General features: G+C 39.9%; 14 protein-coding genes. 4 read left to right on the top strand and 10 right to left on the bottom strand.

Annotation, left to right across the window (positions count from 1 at the left end; all coding sequences use genetic code 11):
• The 5 genes from G3O08_RS14610 to G3O08_RS14630 all read right to left on the bottom strand — a co-directional run.
• Positions 1 to 1,488, bottom strand: a 1,488-nt coding sequence (locus G3O08_RS14610) for a hypothetical protein (protein ID WP_163286129.1), incomplete at its 3' end; no start/stop codon positions are given.
• A complete protein-coding gene (locus G3O08_RS14615) occupies positions 1,485 to 1,898 on the bottom strand; it encodes a DUF4365 domain-containing protein (protein ID WP_163286130.1) in 414 nt (137 codons plus the stop codon). The genes G3O08_RS14610 and G3O08_RS14615, both read right to left, overlap by 4 nt.
• Before the next feature lie 12 nt (positions 1,899 to 1,910).
• Positions 1,911 to 3,107 carry a hypothetical protein gene (locus G3O08_RS14620; RefSeq protein WP_163286131.1) on the bottom strand — a complete coding sequence of 399 codons (1,197 nt, stop codon included), beginning with the start codon at positions 3,105 to 3,107 and terminating at the stop codon, positions 1,911 to 1,913.
• An 11-nt stretch (positions 3,108 to 3,118) separates the two neighbouring features.
• A complete protein-coding gene (locus tag G3O08_RS14625; protein ID WP_163286132.1) occupies positions 3,119 to 7,498 on the bottom strand; it encodes a DUF7149 domain-containing protein in 4,380 nt (1,459 codons plus the stop codon).
• A 352-nt stretch (positions 7,499 to 7,850) separates the two neighbouring features.
• The gene (locus tag G3O08_RS14630; protein WP_163286133.1) at positions 7,851 to 8,105 is read right to left on the bottom strand and encodes a hypothetical protein; all 255 of its coding nucleotides are present in this window, start codon (positions 8,103 to 8,105) and stop codon (positions 7,851 to 7,853) included.
• A gap of 253 nt (positions 8,106 to 8,358) precedes the next feature.
• Between G3O08_RS14630 and G3O08_RS14635 the strand changes: the two genes are divergently transcribed.
• The 3 genes from G3O08_RS14635 to G3O08_RS14645 all read left to right on the top strand — a co-directional run bounded on the left by G3O08_RS14635 (position 8,359) and on the right by G3O08_RS14645 (position 9,680).
• Entirely contained in the window at positions 8,359 to 8,778 is a 420-nt protein-coding gene (locus G3O08_RS14635) for a type I restriction endonuclease subunit R, EcoR124 family (RefSeq protein ID WP_163286168.1), read from the top strand.
• A 30-nt stretch (positions 8,779 to 8,808) separates the two neighbouring features.
• The gene (tnpA, locus tag G3O08_RS14640) at positions 8,809 to 9,270 is read left to right on the top strand and encodes an IS200/IS605 family transposase (RefSeq protein ID WP_163286134.1); all 462 of its coding nucleotides are present in this window, start codon (positions 8,809 to 8,811) and stop codon (positions 9,268 to 9,270) included.
• A gap of 227 nt (positions 9,271 to 9,497) precedes the next feature.
• Positions 9,498 to 9,680, top strand: a complete 183-nt coding sequence (locus G3O08_RS14645) for a hypothetical protein (RefSeq protein ID WP_163286135.1) — start codon at positions 9,498 to 9,500, stop codon at positions 9,678 to 9,680.
• A 261-nt stretch (positions 9,681 to 9,941) separates the two neighbouring features.
• On the opposite strand, the gene G3O08_RS14650 is transcribed toward G3O08_RS14645, so the two are convergent.
• The 3 genes from G3O08_RS14650 to G3O08_RS14660 form a co-directional block, all read right to left on the bottom strand.
• A complete protein-coding gene (locus G3O08_RS14650) occupies positions 9,942 to 10,856 on the bottom strand; it encodes a DUF6268 family outer membrane beta-barrel protein (RefSeq protein ID WP_163286136.1) in 915 nt (304 codons plus the stop codon).
• A 24-nt stretch (positions 10,857 to 10,880) separates the two neighbouring features.
• Complete coding sequence (locus G3O08_RS14655) at positions 10,881 to 11,666, bottom strand: copper resistance protein NlpE N-terminal domain-containing protein (RefSeq protein ID WP_163286137.1); 786 nt, start codon at positions 11,664 to 11,666, stop codon at positions 10,881 to 10,883.
• A gap of 88 nt (positions 11,667 to 11,754) precedes the next feature.
• Positions 11,755 to 12,636: a cation diffusion facilitator family transporter gene (locus G3O08_RS14660; RefSeq protein ID WP_163286138.1), complete on the bottom strand. Its 882-nt coding sequence runs from the start codon at positions 12,634 to 12,636 to the stop codon at positions 11,755 to 11,757.
• A gap of 108 nt (positions 12,637 to 12,744) precedes the next feature.
• Between G3O08_RS14660 and G3O08_RS14665 the strand changes: the two genes are divergently transcribed.
• Complete coding sequence (locus G3O08_RS14665) at positions 12,745 to 13,602, top strand: mechanosensitive ion channel family protein (protein WP_163286139.1); 858 nt, start codon at positions 12,745 to 12,747, stop codon at positions 13,600 to 13,602.
• 26 nt (positions 13,603 to 13,628) lie between these two features.
• On the opposite strand, the gene G3O08_RS14670 is transcribed toward G3O08_RS14665, so the two are convergent.
• A complete protein-coding gene (locus G3O08_RS14670) occupies positions 13,629 to 15,548 on the bottom strand; it encodes a DEAD/DEAH box helicase (RefSeq protein WP_163286140.1) in 1,920 nt (639 codons plus the stop codon).
• A 333-nt stretch (positions 15,549 to 15,881) separates the two neighbouring features.
• Entirely contained in the window at positions 15,882 to 17,372 is a 1,491-nt protein-coding gene (locus G3O08_RS14675) for a T9SS type A sorting domain-containing protein (RefSeq protein WP_163286141.1), read from the bottom strand.
• Between the last annotated feature and the right edge of the window lie 437 nt (positions 17,373 to 17,809).

Raw genomic sequence — 17,809 nt, forward strand, 5'->3', positions numbered from 1 at the left:
ACCATTCCGCTCTCTTGCCAGGCTTGAACCAGAGCAAACATTTTTTCTTGTAACTTCATCAAAATTATTTTCGACAAAGATCAGGCGGGGGTGGGAATTAGGCAATATGGGATGGTCGGGTGGATACGTTTTATCTTTAATTTCATTAATGATTCTTGGTAATCTTTCTTGAGGCAAATTATTATCTTGTAAAAATATTTCAGCCATTTTCTCAATTTGATAGTCATTGAATTCTTGAAATTCTTTAATTGGGGATTCACCAAAAATTTCCTTTTTTTCATCAAAAGTCGTGAGTACTATTGAACCATTTCCTTTTTTGAAATCTGCGGAAATGAACCTTTCTTTCTTTTCGAGAATTTTGTCAACTGACATAATGGGAGTGAGATCCAATTTTGCCCATTTGCTGGCTAATAGATGAATTTCCCAACTTAGATGGATTGCGCTGTATGCAAGCGGCTCAAGGTGTAATTTCGTGAATCCGTTATATGAAGCAATTGCACGTCTCAGCAACTCTTCAAAAAACGTCATTAATTCTTCTCTATTTTCCCATTGAATAGAAGCAACAAAGTAAGCATAAAAATTCCCAAAGTGTAAGACGGCAAAAGAATAATTTGAATGACTCAAAAGAATATTATCTTCCTTTTTTTCGGCTTTCAAAATTAAATTAGTGATATACTTATGACAGAGATTTATGCAATCGCCGACTTCTAAAATAATTCGTCTTGATATCTCGGGAAAACTTGTACTGCCAACTTCTTCTCTAATCCGCGAATTAACCAATTCTTTAGTGAGTAAATAAGTTAAGTAGTGAGATATCGCTTCACAACTTGAAAGCAATTGTAAATTTCTGTTAAAATTTGAATCCGTTATTTCTTCAATTTTTTTAACTAAGATTTTAAACCTGTCAATAAGTTGCCAATCAATCCCTGATTTTAAGACACTATCATGTACATCTTCTTGGAAAAGTGCAATTTCTAATTGTAATTTTCTACTATTATTAGTAATCGTTCCTTCCATTTTTAGAAGTTGACTTCGCAATTCACTTCGCGAGTACTCACCCGAATGGAATTTATATTTATACTCTTGAAATTCTAAATTTTCTCGCTGGTTTTGTGTATAATTCGATGTGTGCCTTTTTACGATACGAAAGAAATAATCTGCCTCCAGAATATCTCCAACTTCAGCATAAGTAAGTGCCGCTATGTAAGAAAAGTATGGCTGCTTTAAAATGCTTTTATCGAGGTTGTCAAGAATAGAACGCAATTCGAAAACGTGATTCGAAGACAACATTAATTCACCATACTCCTCAAGTATTTGTACTGGGTTAAGCCCCTTTATATTCGGTAAACTATACTTATATCCATGTTCGTCAAAAAGCTTGTTATGTTGAGCATTAAAATTTTCTAATTGTGTGTGCAACTCTTTCAGAGTAGATGGTGTCAAAATATTCTTACAAGGAATCGCAATGGTTACAGTTGTTTGCTTCAACCACTTATCATTATTTTTTTGTTGTCGAATTTGGTTATAACTTTGAATGCAAATTCATAATAGCAATTATTCTCAGAATCATCATAAACAACTATTATCCCAACTTGAGGCTTAAACTTGATAAGATAACCCAGTCTGCTAGTTCTAAAATTTAGTGTTTTATATTTACTACCATCTATCTCTTTTTCTTGAAAGCAGTCTGAACTTTTAACCTGAATTGGAAATTGAAAACTTTTTGCTTTTCCATCATTAATTACATGGCAGTCAATATCGACTCCATAATCATCTGTACCATCGATAATGTGACTAACGAATCCGTTTCTTCGAGAAAAACAATTCTTTACTTCGGTTATAGACTTTTCTGAAATTTCAGAATTCCTATCTATTATTGGTTCGTCATCAAATGCCATAAAATTTTTATATCAATGTTGTGATTCCGAGAATTTGGGTACAGTTATTTTATAAAATTCTGGGCTACCTCCCATTTTAATATCCGTGGGAATAAAGAAACCATCAATTCGACGACTTAATGGTAGAGCGGTGTTGTCATCAATGTTTAAGGTGATGGGTTTGATGTTGTTTTCAAGTTCAGGAAATCTCTCTTTCAAAGAATTTACAATGCCTTCTGCCCTCGGGTCTTGGATATAAACGACAGCATCGGCACGCATTGATTTAAAAAACGCTTCATCAATGTCTCGGTTGAAAAATGGAAAGGAATAACCAATAACGACAATATTTTTAGCTGTTTGGATCATTTCTATACCAGTTTCAATTACAGCATTATTAGCCATTTTAAATTCTTTCTCCCAGCAAAATGACAGATTACAATTTATAGAATTTTCTTTTTGCTCAAGGTCTTTAAGATTATTATCAATCGCTGAAAATAAGTTCACATAACTATCAAAAACCTCTTTAATTTGCTTAATATTATCCGAACTGAAGGATTTAGGCCAATCATGAATGATAGCTTGTGATAGTCCAAGAATATTTTCACCTTCATTGATAATTGTAGCACTGCCATTTAATTTAAGGACATTGAAGAATCCAAGCGCTCTATGTATGAAGTGATTTTTACTATTAATATGAAGCAAATTTTGAACCTTTTGTAATCTATATTCTTCAGCGTATTTCATATATGCCAATTCAATGTGGCAATCGTAATTCCATGAGATTATTCCGAAGTTGGCTGGGAGATCATCTGCAGTATTACCAATTATACTGGCAAAAAATGAATCATATCTGAAATCCGGCCCATTTCTGAGCTGCTCAATTGTCAAGAAGACACTCAAAGTTATTTTTAGAATCTCATACTTTTTTCTGTTCGTGATGTAAAGTTTTTTTGCATAAGTGTCAATGCTTGCATGATTTTTGGAATTCTGACTTATTTCTGCAACGTTATTTTGATAGTGATTGATCTCTTCTGTAGTTATGCCCTTTAATTTTTTTTGGACATCTTCAGAAAGTAACCATTCCACTTGTTTCTCCATTTGTTCTTCAAAATTTTTAACCAAGGGAAGACCATTAAAGCTTGCACCGGCTCCTAAATAATATACTACTTCTTTAGGAACATACATCTCACCTATTGCGTGAAATACTTTTTCTCTTATTCTTTCATCCATTTCAAAATAATTTACCTATTAAAAATCACACTATCAGCATGCTCAATCAAAAATATTTCATCCTCCGTCAACCCATATAACTCATACATATCCCGATCATTACCAAACTCTAATAGCTCAATTGTCTCTCTGTCTCCATTCGCATAAGCCGAGAGAAGATCTTCAGCACCTCCGCTTATAACAGGGTGAAAGTCTGGTAATATTGGCAATTGATTGATGTAAACAGGCTTATACTCAAAATAGCCATTCTGCTTAGTGCTGGCTATACTTTTAAAATAAAAATCAACGAGTTTTGAGTTGAGCTGTCCTAAAAGATTAAAATCACTCAATGGGATTATTGTAGTTTTATCGTTGCCATAATTGCCCTTGGTGTCATAAGCATAATTTGCACTCTTTGCAATTGCCGGAATAATGATTTTCGGCTTATCAAACTCTTCATAATAAGTTGCTGCACATCTTTGAAGTGCATACCATTCATAACGTACCCCTGTTTCAGCTTTGTTTCTTTTTTCAAGTTTTCCTTTAAACTTCAAAAGATGATTGTACACGGAAGGAAATCGCTTTTCAAATTCCAGTTCAGCCTCTTTAGAAGCACCGTAAACACTTTCATCTTTATGCAAAGGAAAATGCCAGGGTATAAACAAAATGTAATTATCACTCTCAGGCTGCTTATACCGTTTAATATCTCTCCCAGCCAAAAATGGTTTAATAACCTCTTCCGATCGTACATCTTCAGCTATAAGCCGATCGCGCGTAGCTTGATCAATTACAAAAGCTTCGTTGAGTCCGGTTTTAATACCGTAGTATATCTTACCCTCCACATATTCGCTAAGCGGCACACCCTTGCTGCGTATTTTGGCGAGAAGCTGCTGTACATCTTTGGGCACAAGCGACCAGCCTTCGGTGCGCAACTCACCCGCCAATACTTCAAAGCGCGACAGGTGGTGACTAAAGTCAAGCCCATCGGCATAGTTGAGCGCCGTAACGGTTGCTGCCCTAAACACATTGGCTACAGCCGCCTTTTCCATTTGCATAATGCAGGGGTAGGTGGTGGCTTCTTCGAATACGGGTAGGTCGCCAAAGTCTATAATTTCGGTAAGGCGCTGCTCTTGCAGGAAGCTGCGAAGTGCGCTGCCGTAGCCCGCGCGCATCCACTTATTGGGTATAATATAGCTAAATGCCGCACCGATGCGCATTATGGTGAGTGCGCGCTCTACAAAATACACGTATAGATCGGCCGTGCCAGCGTAAATTTTGTAATGCTCTTGTAGGTATGGCTTTATGTCGCCCAGCTCTTCCTGCCTGATGTACGGCGGATTCCCAATAACCACATCAAACCCCACAAAGTCGCCCTTCTCATTGAGCACTTCGGGAAATTCAAACCGCCATTCAAAGGCATTTTCAAATACCTTGTTGTTTTCTACTTCGGTGCGGGTGGCTTCGAGGGTTTTTAGTTTTTTGGAGGCTTTGTCCAGGTCTTTGGTAAGAGCTTTTGTGGCTTCGCCCCACTGGTGGCGGGTGTTTATTTCAGTGGCAAGCTTTTCTACTGCCCCGCGCGCTTTTGATAGTTTTTTGATGAAGGGCGTTTCAATGGTGGTTTCAAAATCGGATTTTATGCCCGCTATCAGCCGCTCCATTTCGTGCTTTTCTTCCTTGTTTTGTGCATTGCGGTAAGTGCTTACAGCTACGCGGTAACTGTCTATTGTAAACTTGCTTTTGCGCAGGGCTTTGCTCAGGCTGGCATCTATACTAAACCTGCTTATTAGCGAGTTGCCGCACTTGATGTTGATGTCAATATTGGGCAAGGTTTGTAGTTCAACAAGCTCCCGCTCCCCTCCTTTCAAAGGAGGGGTGTCCGTAGGACGGGGTGGTTGCTTATCAATTAAATCAAGGGTGTCCCCAGGACGTGGTGGTTGCTGATCTTTCAAATCACTTTTGTCCCCAGAACGGGCTGGTTGTTTACCAAAATAATTTTTAACCTCTTCCAACAATCCTCCCGGATTATTCCAAACCCACTTATTTTCGAATCTCAAAACGCGTATACCGGAATATTCCAGGAATAAATCCCGCTCTCGATCATATTCAGCCTGGGTGGCTTCAAAATGGCCTTGTCCATCCAGCTCAATGGCCAGCCGCTCTTCTGGGCAATAAAAATCAAGTATGTAATTGGCAAAACTATGCTGTCGCCTGAATTTTCTTCCTTCAAGGCCTTTGCCTTTTAACAAAGTCCAGAGTTTTGCTTCAGCTGGGGTTAAATTATTTCTTAGATTCTTGCGGAAGGTTTTTAGGTATGGGAGGTTGTTGAACTTAACCCCTCCGGCCTTTGGCCACCTCCCCTTTTCAGGGGAGGAGTTTTCTACGTGCTTTATGTAATAGGCGTTTTTCAAGAGCTCTATCCATAGCCGTAGCCGGCATATTTTTACCGAGTTTGGGTTTATGTCAACCCCAAAAAGGCAGTTTTCTATCAGGGTTTGCTTTTCGTGAAAGAGGGTTTCCTGCACCCGCTGGCTCTCTGCGTTGTTAGGGTTGTAGTCAAAGAGTTCGCCTTCTTCGTCGGTAATAATCAGCTCATCGTTTACCACTTCGGCTACATACTCTTTTAGGCGGCGTCCTTGGCGGTCTTGGAGTATTTTCAGGTCATTTTTAACGGCTATGATTTCATTTAATGCCGATACCAAGAAGTGACCAGAGCCTACAGCAGGATCGCATATTTTAATTGAGTTTACAATGGTATTGGCTTCGGCTCGATCTTCAATTTTATCGTAGATGGCATCCAGGTCGCTGCACTGCCAGCCTTTGGTATCGTTAAACTTTTGCACCACCGCCTTGCGGATGGTTTCGCGGCACATATACATGGTTATGAAGCCGGGCGTAAAGAAAGAGCCGTCTTTGTAGCCGTTTATCTTTTCGAAAATTAGCCCCAGCACAGAAGCGTTTATAAGTGTCTTGTTGTCTTCTTGAATGTTTTCGCTTCCTTCGCTGCTAAAATCGTAGGCATTCAAAAAAGCGAATAGATAGTCAAGGGTTTTCATTCGTCCTGTCCGCTTTTTGCCATTTACATCTTTCAGCACCGTTCCCGGAAGGATGGGCAGGGTCTTGTCGTTGCTCAAATTGCTGATCAGCAGGGTGGTTTGCTCTATCTCGGTGGGCTCAAAGAGCGAAGAGTTTAGGTACGGCACATGTTTGAAAGCTTCTTTTACATCGGTGTTACGCGCATCGTGCTTCTTGGCAAGCACCTGAAAAAAGAGTCGATTCAGATCGTCGTAATCTTTTACTTTATTGGAATTCAAAAAAGCCTTTTCGGAATTGCCTTTGTGGTAAGTAAGGAGCTGTGCTTCGAGCAGTTTTAAAAACAAGATGCGGTTTATCCAGGTAATGGAGAGTTCGAGTGCCACATTAAAAAGCCGCTCCTTGTGGGTGTCGCCATACTGTGCTGGTTTTTCAAGGCGGTATATTTTGTCAAGGCTGTCGAGTTGAATAATGGCATCTTCGAGTATGCTACCCGAGTTTATTGCTTTTTCGGAGTTTCGCTCTATCAGTTTTTTGCCGCCTTGCTTGGTTTCGTTCAGGCCAATGATGTGTAACAATTCGCTGTAAAACCGCTTATCGAGGCTATTGCTGTCGTTTGCAAATGGTAGCTTGAGCAAATGCTCGGGCGATAGCAGCTTGTAGAGAGCTATAAGCTTGGTATCGTCTTTTTTATCGGCATTACGCAGCGGCTTTTTGTAATCGTTCAGATTAAAATAGGTATAATCGAAATCTGTTTGCAGCTGTGCTATAAACGGTTCGGCTATTTGCTTGTAAAAGAAATCGGTATTGGTGCCAGCCAGTCGGCCTTCTTCAAAATCGGTAAACTGCCTTACTAGAACTTTGTTTTGGGCAAAGAGCCGCTCAAAGACAGTGGCGTCAAAAATAAACCACTCGTAGCTATTTGTTACCACAAGCTGTTTTACTTCCAAATTTTTGGCAGTAATGCGTTCGCGCAGGTAGTAGAGCACCAGTTCGTGAAAAGCTTTGGTATTTAGTGCAGCAAGCTTTTCAACAAATGGGGCATCATCGGCTACAGCCTTAACCATTTCGGCGGTATTGGTTGGCTTCTTGGCTTCTACAATTACGCCCACTGTTGTTTTTGCCTTGGCGCCGTTGTGAATAACCAGATCGTTGCGGCCTTTGGTATTTACAAAATGGTTGGGGTCGTAATAGGTCTTTTTCAGAAAGTCAATTACCAGGTTTTTGTGAAACTCTTCGCTTTCGATGGCGTTGGTTCTATCGAGCAATTGTATTAAGTTTGCCTTAAATTGCTCTATCTCCTGCCGGTTTGGCTTTACTTTCAGAAAGGCTTTATTCAGTGCCTTTCGAGGTTTTAATCTGGTTATGTTGGTGTTGTTCACTATGCTCACTTTTTCAGTGGGTTAAAGTAAGGATTGTTTTCCGAATAGGTATATGTGGTAGAGACGAGTTATGCCTTTTGTCCAACGGTTCACCCATAACCACCAAAAACACACCGGCCAAATTGCAAATAATCAATTATTTAATTCAAATTCACAGGAAATGCCCCCATTTTTTCAGCATCATGGCCGATAAATTTCGTAACAAATACAGAATAGATTCTACCCGCTCCGCTGGGCATGCGCCCCACAATGCGGCATTTGTAATCCCGAAATGCTTTCTTTACAATTCCTAAAAAATAAATGAAAACAGCAAGAGCAATTGAATCTGAAATACCGCTCCATATTCGTTAAATCAATGTTGAAATAGCGCATTTTTTTCGATTGCATCAATTAGGTTTGTCTCAGAGCTTATCCGATTTGATGCTATCTCTTGAAAAGATTCATCAATTTCATTGATTATACAAAACGCATCAAATTGAGGGTCGTACTGAATTCGCTTACTACTCCGGGCTAAACCGCCAGCGATGAGAATATGAAAGTCTACAAAATCTCCGTTAACACGAGAAGCTAATTTTTTTAAATGTTCTAAATTCTCAACTCTTATCATACCTAAGAAATATAATTATATTGCAAGATAAAAATAAGATCGGTGAAAAGATTTCCAAAACAAAATATTTCTTGAACTAAACCAGCCGATCCACAGCATAGCCTATGCATAGTCTCAGCTATAGCGCAAATGAACCCTATCCGGATGCCAATGGATTTATCAATTTCGACGAAGACTTTGATAGTTTCGATTTAAACGATGTTGCCGAGGGTAGCTTGGGGTATAAGAAAAGCGTGGATCACCAGAGCAGGAAATATTCAACTTGCTGGGTACCGAAACATCCCTGCGCAGCATACGCGAATTGATAGAGAAGTTTATTCTGGAGAACCTACCCGTTTTTGAAGACGCCGATGAAGTTGAACCCGCCTTTGACCAATACTGGAGCGAAGAACAGCAGAAGGCGTTTAAGAAGTTGGTAACAGAAGAAAACCTATCTCCCGAGCGAACAGAAAAACTGATTGAAGATTATCTCTTTGCCGAGCGGGAGCCTATGCGCGATCAGGTATTGGAATTGATTGAAGGCGGCCACCCAAGTGCCAGAGGCACGATCGTTATTTTAGCGGATGGTTTTAACCATCCGACAAAATGCAGAAACAAAATACAAAGTGCCAGAGGCACGACCGTTATTGCCTGTTTCAACATCGCTTGTATTGAAAATCAATTCGTATATTGAAACCGATAACCAATAAATCGTTTTCTAATCATGGCCAATACCTATTCTCAACTTTTCATTCATGCCGTATTTGCGGTAAAGTATCGAAAATCAATATTAATTGATTCTGTTCGCCATAAGGCGTTGGCCATAATTGGACAACAAATCAAAGATGCAGATTGTACTCCACTTATTGTAAATGGTGTGGAGGATCATGTTCATTGCTTATTTAATATCCCGCCAAAATATGCTCCGTCAGATATTCTTCAGAAAGTGAAGGCCAAATCTTCCAAAGATTTCAATGATGAACGTTTATTTGATTCTCCTTTTAGATGGCAAGGTGGCTCGGGCTTATTTTCGCATTCTTATAGAGAAGTGGATGGAATATATCAATACATCAAAAATCAGGAAGAACATCACCGTAATGTCACCTTTCTGGAAGAATTTCTGCTTCTTCTGAAAGATCAGAATATTGACTTTGATCCTGATTATCTTTTCGATCCGCTCGTTTGATATCATTACAAAAAAGAAGGTCGGGTGTTTTGGGTAAAAACGGTCGTACCTCTGGTACTTTAGGAATTGCTTAATGATTTCTATCCACGGAGTAAACTCCATGGCTAAAATAACGGTCGTGCCTCTGGCACTACTATTTATATATCAATTTAATATGAAGCAGCTATTTCAACAATTCGATATATCGTATGAAAGGGGGTCGTGTTAGCAGATTAGGACAAATATCTGTGAAGGAAAGTTTGGATTGGGCGGTAGATAAGGGGATTACGACTAAAGAAGCTCATGAGTCTGGCGTTTTAGACCATTACATGATTCGTGAATTTCCTAGGTTAAATAAAGGAAAATTACAAATATTAAGTGCTGATGGATACTTGGAAGAGAAAAAAGGTGTTACTAGCAAAAGGTTGTAATAATTCGTTACTGGGGAGTGTTGTTAATATCGAATTCAATCTTCGCGATTTAAACAAGCACATCTGAAGAAATTAACATTGGAAGTTTTGTGTTATAACAACAATCAACATCAAAAATATAACAGAAAGCAGGCTTCCAATTTTGATCTCATGATTAAATTTCTTCCCACCCAAAAAGCCACCTAAAGCTTGAGGCTTACAGCTCTCTTTCTACAGCGCAACAATCTCGCTATCCAGCACTCGAAACTAGCAACTCAAGACTCAAATCGGCAGCGAATACACCAACCGCAACTCCCCAATGGCTCCATCTTTAAAAACCGGATTCACAGGTTCTCCCCTATTGTCACCAATTTTAAAAATACTGATCTTTAAATCTACTTTTTCAGATTTATCGTATTGTTTGTAAGTCCGTGCCAGCGCATACCCAACTCGTCCCTCAAGAAAAATATTCCCTGCAAGATTCCATTTCGCGAAAAGCGCCAGATCAACGCTTGTCCTCTCCATATAATCGGTATTGTAAAATGGGTCGCTTAAAGCGTAGCTGGTTACTAACCCGAATAAGCTAAAACCGGTTGTTAATCGATCGGTAAGCTCATAATTCACTTTACCGTAAATGGGGATAAGACCGGTAATGCTCCAACGTGGCGCAAATTTCCAATTTATATCAATGAGTGGCACAAGCAAGGGGCCGGACATTTCGTGATTGTACAAAACCCCGAAGCGCATGAGCAGGTTTTCGCCAAACTTATTTTCAAAAAGACCCACCGCACCAAACTGCCACGCGTCGCTACCCGGATTCACAAAATCGCTCATAAACCGCGGAACGAAAAGCAATTGAACAGCCTGCTTATCATCTATGCGCTGAACGATTCCGGTTTGAAACACCAGGCCGTGCAGATTTATAGGGTTCATAACCTCTGCCGGCAAGCCAAGGCCATTGGAAACCTTAGAGTAGGTATACGTGAAATTGGAATACCAAATTGTTTTATCACTAAAAACAATAGGGATTTTCAGGTTGACAAGCCCGCCCGATTCTCTGGCTTTATTCTTTAATGCAGGATCGTAATCAGATGGTAAACCAAGCCTTCCGGAAATGGTAATAAGATCAATCGAATTTTGGCTCATTACGGGTATCGCCGAAAGCAAACCAGCAAAAACCAATACAATAAACCTCATAACCATATGCTCAAACAGTTGCGTTTATTTATCAACTGCTTTAAAAACAGCTAATGGCGCCATACGTGCTTTATTCAAAGACAAAATGCCGTTTTGCACAGTATAATTATCTGTCACTCCAAAAATTTCATTCAGTCTTTGCTCGGCACTCATACCGGGGCAGGCTATCATTGTAACTCCCATTTGGCCAAACGAAATACGCATTCCGCTCTCCAGTGCATAAGTACCAAAGAAATTATTGCAACCCAGGTTTCCGCTTACGCGACCTTCGGAACTATTGAGAATGAAATAAGCTTTTGAATCAGTATCACCATCGGTTACTTTTACTCCGTCAATTTCTGTGAGCTCCCAGGTTATGTTTTCTATCTTACTATCTGCGAAAGCTTTAGAAAGTCTGTATTTTTCAGCAATATCACCTGTAATTTCTTTTCCCGACTGATCGAGAGCAATGAGCACATTCTCGCCTACTTTATACTTCTGATTATCTGCACCAAGAGTAATACTTCCACCATCTTCACTCCATGTATATTCTCCCGACTCTTCAATCGGGTCAGCACCTTTGCCCACATTGGTTTGGCGTTTGGCGTATGAATTATCCTCCGAAAGGTAAATTATGGTTTCAATGCCATCGCAATCGGCGCAAGGTAGCACGCCTGTATAGCGACCTGCCCAATCGAGTGAAGTCTTGCTGTTGTGCATATCAGGCACATTTTCAGAATCGGTAGATTGGCCTTTCATCTCATTTTTTTCGGAATTGTTGGCGCATGATAGCATCATCAAAAAAGGAATAGCAAGGAACAGCATTCTCATAATTTTTTTGGTTTTTGGGTTCTCACAAAGGTAGAAAATCAGGTAGTTAAAGGTGAACCTCTAAAAATGAATTAAAAGTATTGATGTTTTAGAATGTATCGGGTTCAACATGTATGTGCACATCGGCAATTTCCGGAATTTGAGTACATAAAGTATCTTTTACAATATGGGCGAGCTCATGACCATCGCGCACAGTAATATCGCCATTCACCACAAGGTGAAGGTCAACATTAAAAACCATTCCATTCTTTCGAACAAAGCATTTTTCGGTTGCTTCCACTCCGGATATGTTCTCTGAAATAATCCGAATTTGCTCAACCAGATCATCGTATTTATGCTCATCCATCACCTCACTTAAGGCAGGTCTGAAAATAAGGTAAGCATTGTAAATAATAAATCCCGATGCCAATAGTGCAGCCCAATCGTCGGCTGCTTCGTATCCATCGCCCATTAAAAGCGCTATTGAGATACCTACAAATGCCAGTAGCGAGGTAATGGCATCGCTGCGGTGATGCCATGCATCAGCCTTGAGCGAAGTGCTTTTTAACTGTTCTCCTTTTTTACTTACAAATCTATAAGACAGCCCCTTAATTAGCACTACAATAAGTAATACTACGAGCGTAAATGGCTCGGGTGATGCATGGGGTGTTTGAATATTTTTTATACTCTGTATGGCAATTATTCCGGCCGATACGATGAGAAAAGCAACCACAAAAAAGGTAACTACAGCCTCTGCTTTTCCGTGGCCGTAGGGATGATTTTCGTCTGCAGGGCGCGTGGAGTATTTTAAGCCTACCACCACGAGCAACGATGAAAATACATCGGTGGTAGATTCTATGGCATCGGCAACTAACGCGTAAGAGTTCCCCAAAACCCCGGTAATTCCTTTGGCGAGTGCCAGGATAATATTTCCGAAAATGCTGAACCACGCTGTTTTCAGCGCCAGCTGACGCTTTGATTTTTCAATCATTCAATTCTATTCTTGAATACAAAGATGCCAATACCCATTGCAATACCGGTAAATGATTGAAAAAAGAAATAACTTTATGACTTTTATGAGAAATTGAATCCTTATTAAATGAAAAACGCACTAAATGAACTTTGGCAGGCCTTTGCTTCAAACGCGCCCCGCCTGCTTATAGCAGCTGTTATTTTCCTTATTTTCTATATTATAGGGTCGTTGCTTAGGCGCTTTTTCAAGAGGGGCGTTATAAAGAATCTGAATAACAGCATAGTTGCCACTTTTAGCGGAGAAGTTCTCTTCTGGCTATCGCTAATTATTGGATCGCTTGTTGCGGCGAGGGCTCTGGGCTTTACCAATATTGCAGGCAGCATTCTTGCCGGTGCGGGTATTTCTGCCATAATTTTTGGATTTGCCTTTAAGGATATACTTGAAAATTTTCTGGCCGGCTTTATTATCGCCGTTCAAAAACCATTTAAGGTAGGCGATATCATTGAGGTAAGTTCATATAAAGGTCCCGTAAGGGCTTTAGAGTTGCGCAGCACGCTTATGCGCCTCGCTGATGGGCGCGATATCTGGATACCAAATTCATTCATTGTAAAAGGAATTTTAACAAATTATACCCGCGATGGACTTTTACGCCATGAATTTATAATAGGAATCGATATGGATAATGATGTAGATAAGGCGCGAAACATAATTCTTGATTATATAGATACGGTAAGCGATGTATTGAAAAATCCTGCTCCCAATGTACTTGTTGATGAAATAACCGGAAGCGGCGTAAACATTAAGATTCTCTTTTGGATTTTTCAGAAAACCAGCGTAAAATCTGATCCTGAAGCGCGCGGAGAAAGCATAAAATCTCACGTTATGCGCGGCACCAAAGATATGCTTCTCGCGAATGGATTTGGATTGCTTACTTCGGTAATTATTGAGCAAAAAAATAAGGATGCAAATGAATTGCATCCTTAAATAAGATTATTCTGTAAGTTTTTAAATTACTTTTTGCGGCCTTTATAACCAGTCTTAGACTTCCCGCCTTTAAAACTTCCTTTTTTCTTGTCGTATTTATCTCCTCCAGATTTACGGTCGCTGTAGCCACCGCCACCGCCAGATCTGCTTTTTCCAAATCCTGCACCACCATCACTGCTTCGCGACGAACCACCTTTTGAAGGCCGTCCAACTTTTCCGAGAGGCTTATCGCTTAACTCTACTCTAAGTTGCTTAGCACCAAATTGCATTCCTTCAAGAGAAACAGCCACATTAGACGCGTGTTCAGAGTCAATATCAATTGCAGAGTTTTCACGATCGATTTCAATTTTACCGAAGTTGATTGAACTATTGTTCATCACTTCGTTAATCATTCCCATCAATCTTCCGGGATTGAGGTTTTGCTCAGAACCTATGTTGAAATCAACACGAGTAAAGCTTTTTCCACCATCGTCGTCTCTTCTGGTTCGCTCTCTTCTTCCACCGCCATCATCGTCATCTCTTCTAATACGCTCTCTTCTTCCGCCACCATCATCGCCAGAATCTCGACGCTCGCGTCTATTACCACGCTCTGGTCTGTCGCTATCTCCACCTTTTGCAGAAATATTTATATCGGTGCTCGCTGCAGATTCGCCTGCAAGAGCCTGTACATACGCCCATTTCGTGAATTGATCAATAAGGTCTTCGCGGGTCATTCCTTCCATCATTAAATAGACTTCGGTAAGGATTGAATCAACTGCTTTGCCTTTCACTTTAGCATTGACCATTTCTTCTGCAAGAGCAACTACTTTTTTGCGGCCTATTTCGTCCATTGTAGGCACTTGCTTCACCTGAAACGATTTGCCAGTCATTTTTTCAAGCTCGCGGATCTTGTTTTTCTGCCTTCCGTGAATAATGGAAACAGCAATTCCACTTTTTCCTGCGCGCCCGGTACGTCCACTTCTGTGTACATACACTTCGGGATCATCTGGAAGCTGAAAGTTTATAACGTGTGTAAGGTCGTCGATATCAATACCACGCGCAGCAACATCTGTAGCAATAAGCAATTTAAGCTGACCTTTTCTGAATCGGCCCATTACATGATCGCGTTGTTGTTGCGAAAGTGCTCCACTTATAGCTTCGGCAGGATAGCCCATGCTTATAAGTTTTGACGATACATCTGTAGTTTCCTGACGCGTACGGCAAAAAACAACACCGTAAAATTCGTCGTGAACGGCAACTATTCGGCGCAATGCTTCAAACCGATCTCTGGCTTGAACAACATAATATTCGTGAGAAACGTTTGCAGCTCCTTCATTTCGCTTACCAACTGCAATGCGTTGCGCATCTTTCATATATCGCTTAGAGATAGACTCTACGCGAGGTGGCATTGTAGCCGAAAATAGCCAGGTAGCTTTTTCCGATGGCGTTTTATTAAAAATGATTTCCAAATCATCTTTAAATCCCATATTGAGCATTTCGTCGGCCTCGTCGAGAATAAACCACTCGATATTAGCCAAATCTAATGCTCCGCGTTTAATCATGTCAATAACACGACCCGGAGTTCCAACTACAATCTGGCTTCCCTTATTGAGTTGACGTTCCTGAGTATGTATAGGAGCACCTCCGTAAATCGCTGTTACAGCAATTTTGGGAAGATATTTCATATAGTTTTCAAAGTCTTTGGTGATTTGCAAACAGAGTTCGCGCGTAGGACAAAGCACAAGCGCTTGCGTTTTTTTATTCGACGCATCTATTCTGTGTATAAGTGGCAGACCAAATGCTGCTGTTTTACCCGTACCCGTTTGAGCAAGAGCAATAAGATTTGTAGGCGGTTCGTGCAGCAGCGGCAGGGTTTCGGCCTGTACGGGGGTAGGATTCTCAAACCCCATATCTGCGACAGCGCGCAATATTTCAGGCTTTAAACCCGATTCTTCAAAAGTGATCATAAAAATTTTTGTTGGAACACCCGAAAATCGAACTGTAGAAAAAGGAAATAGTGAATCAAGCGGATGTAATGATATTTAAGCGGCTGTTAAATATATCCGCTTTTCGGCTGCAAATATACAGAATATAAATGATTTTACAATATGGTGTTTCGTTTTTAGTTTAGTGTTGAGTATTGAGTATTATGTATTGCGTATTGCGTATTGAGTATTGCGTACTGCGTACTGCGTACTGCGTATTGAGTATATGGTTTTATACTCACTAGTTCATTTATGGTATTGTCCGTTGCAAATTGTCCGTTGCAAATTGCCTATTGCAAATTGCTTATTGAAAAACTACCGGATTACCAATTTCCGTACAGATTTATTTCCCGAAAGGGGAAACCAAACAAAATAGAGTCCGCTTTGCAATTTGGAAATATCAATTTCCGACGCTGTGGCATCGATTGTTTTACTGAATACTGCGCGCCCGCTCAAATCTACAATCTCAACTGTTGATGGAACCATAGCCTGGTATAATTTAATAGTCAACTTATCGCTGGCGGGATTTGGGAAAATGGTGTAATCAAATTGACTTTGGGCATTGGTTAAGGAAAGAGAAAAATCTAAGGGTACTCCCCACTCCACGCTATCTTTCAAAAAGTACTTTAATGTTTTGGAACGAATATAAGCCGGTGAAATATTACAATTATAATAGGGCCCGCCAAGACCTTCCAAATAAATATCCGGCTGACCCGTACCGCACAAGCCATCGACTCCATGAGCATAACAATCCTGGTTGTCATTGATAAACAGTGTGCCTCCCGGATTAGCGTTTTGCAAACTTTGCTTTTCTATAAATTCAGAATCAGTCATTAAAACCGAATAGTATTCCGGTTCAATATTAGCATTGTTGGCACATGGAAGTCCCGGTAGCTTTTCTAAATACGACAGTGGAATTACGGTTTTGGATGTTTGATTTGATTCAAAGGAAATATCCGGCTCATCGCCCGTCCCGTCGTAGTTATAAGTAATTACAGTCACATTCATTCCATATACTATTGAATCTGTAGCATATTCTTCTCTTGACAGATAAACATCCTGAACCTCCCGTTTAAATCCGTAGCCTTCACTTATTTGGCTTTGTTCGTAGTGAATAATATCGCCAGGCTGGAAGTCAAAAATATCGAAAGTTGTTAAGTTGCTCCCACCGATATCTTGACTCTCAATGCCGTACAATGAGTATTGCATGGCAGAAAATGTGAAATAGTCTTCGTAGAAATCGGGAAAAGCGTAAAAATTAAAAGCAGTTAAGAATCCATAGTTTTTGGATATTGAAATCAAATAATCATTGAATTGAAAATCCTGGACTAGATTCATCTCGCTGTCATAAGCATTTAATTTAATTGATTTTACAGAATCGGCTATGCCAAAAACATTTGAGAGTACGGTTTCGCCCATTTCACCGTAGACATCAAAGTCTTCACCCTTCCAAACCTTCCACGTTTCGCCTTGTTGAGCCATGGTATTTATGCGGATAGTATCTGCATCCTTGTTGAAAAACAAGTTTGTTCCATTGGGCATTATTTGCACGTAATCGCCAAACATTGATGCACCCTGCACGTCAAAGCACTCATCCCATTCTTCTCCAACATTCTGAATGGTTCGAGATGGAAAGAGCAGAGTATCACTGCCTAGAACTTTAAGAGAATCTATTCTGTAACCACGAATTGCATTGTTTTGGCTTTCAAAAAGCTTCACTTCAGAGCTATTAACGGTTTGGTAGTTTTGCGAATAGGCCGGGATTGACAAGCCTAAGATCAGGGTAAATAGTAAAATTAGCCTCATAATTTCAGGGATTTGATTATGGCTTGAAGTTAAAAATTTTTGTTAATCTCTCAAATCCTTAAAATCAATATTCTTGGTATCGCGCCATGTTCAAAATTCAGAGATAACAAAACAGAAGTCACCAATTTGCAATTTAACTCAATCTCTTACTCCGTCTAAGGTATAATAACCTCCGTCGAAGAAATAAAACATTATACAGCTTCTATTAAGCATATAAATTTGATATTCAGTTATTTAAACATGATATTTTCGTCGAAAAATAGGCTACTTTGAACGACTAAAAACCTATATTCGTAACTTAAACTAAAACTAAAAGTATATCATAGCGAATCTTTTTTCCATAATTTATGCGATTTACTTTTTGTTTCATACTTTTCTTGTCATTTGAATTCATAGCCTTTTCGCAATCTGATTTTACAATCGAGCCACTCCCAGAA

The sequence above is a fragment of the Cryomorpha ignava genome (assembly GCF_010686655.1).
Taxonomy (GTDB): domain Bacteria; phylum Bacteroidota; class Bacteroidia; order Flavobacteriales_D; family Cryomorphaceae; genus Cryomorpha; species Cryomorpha ignava.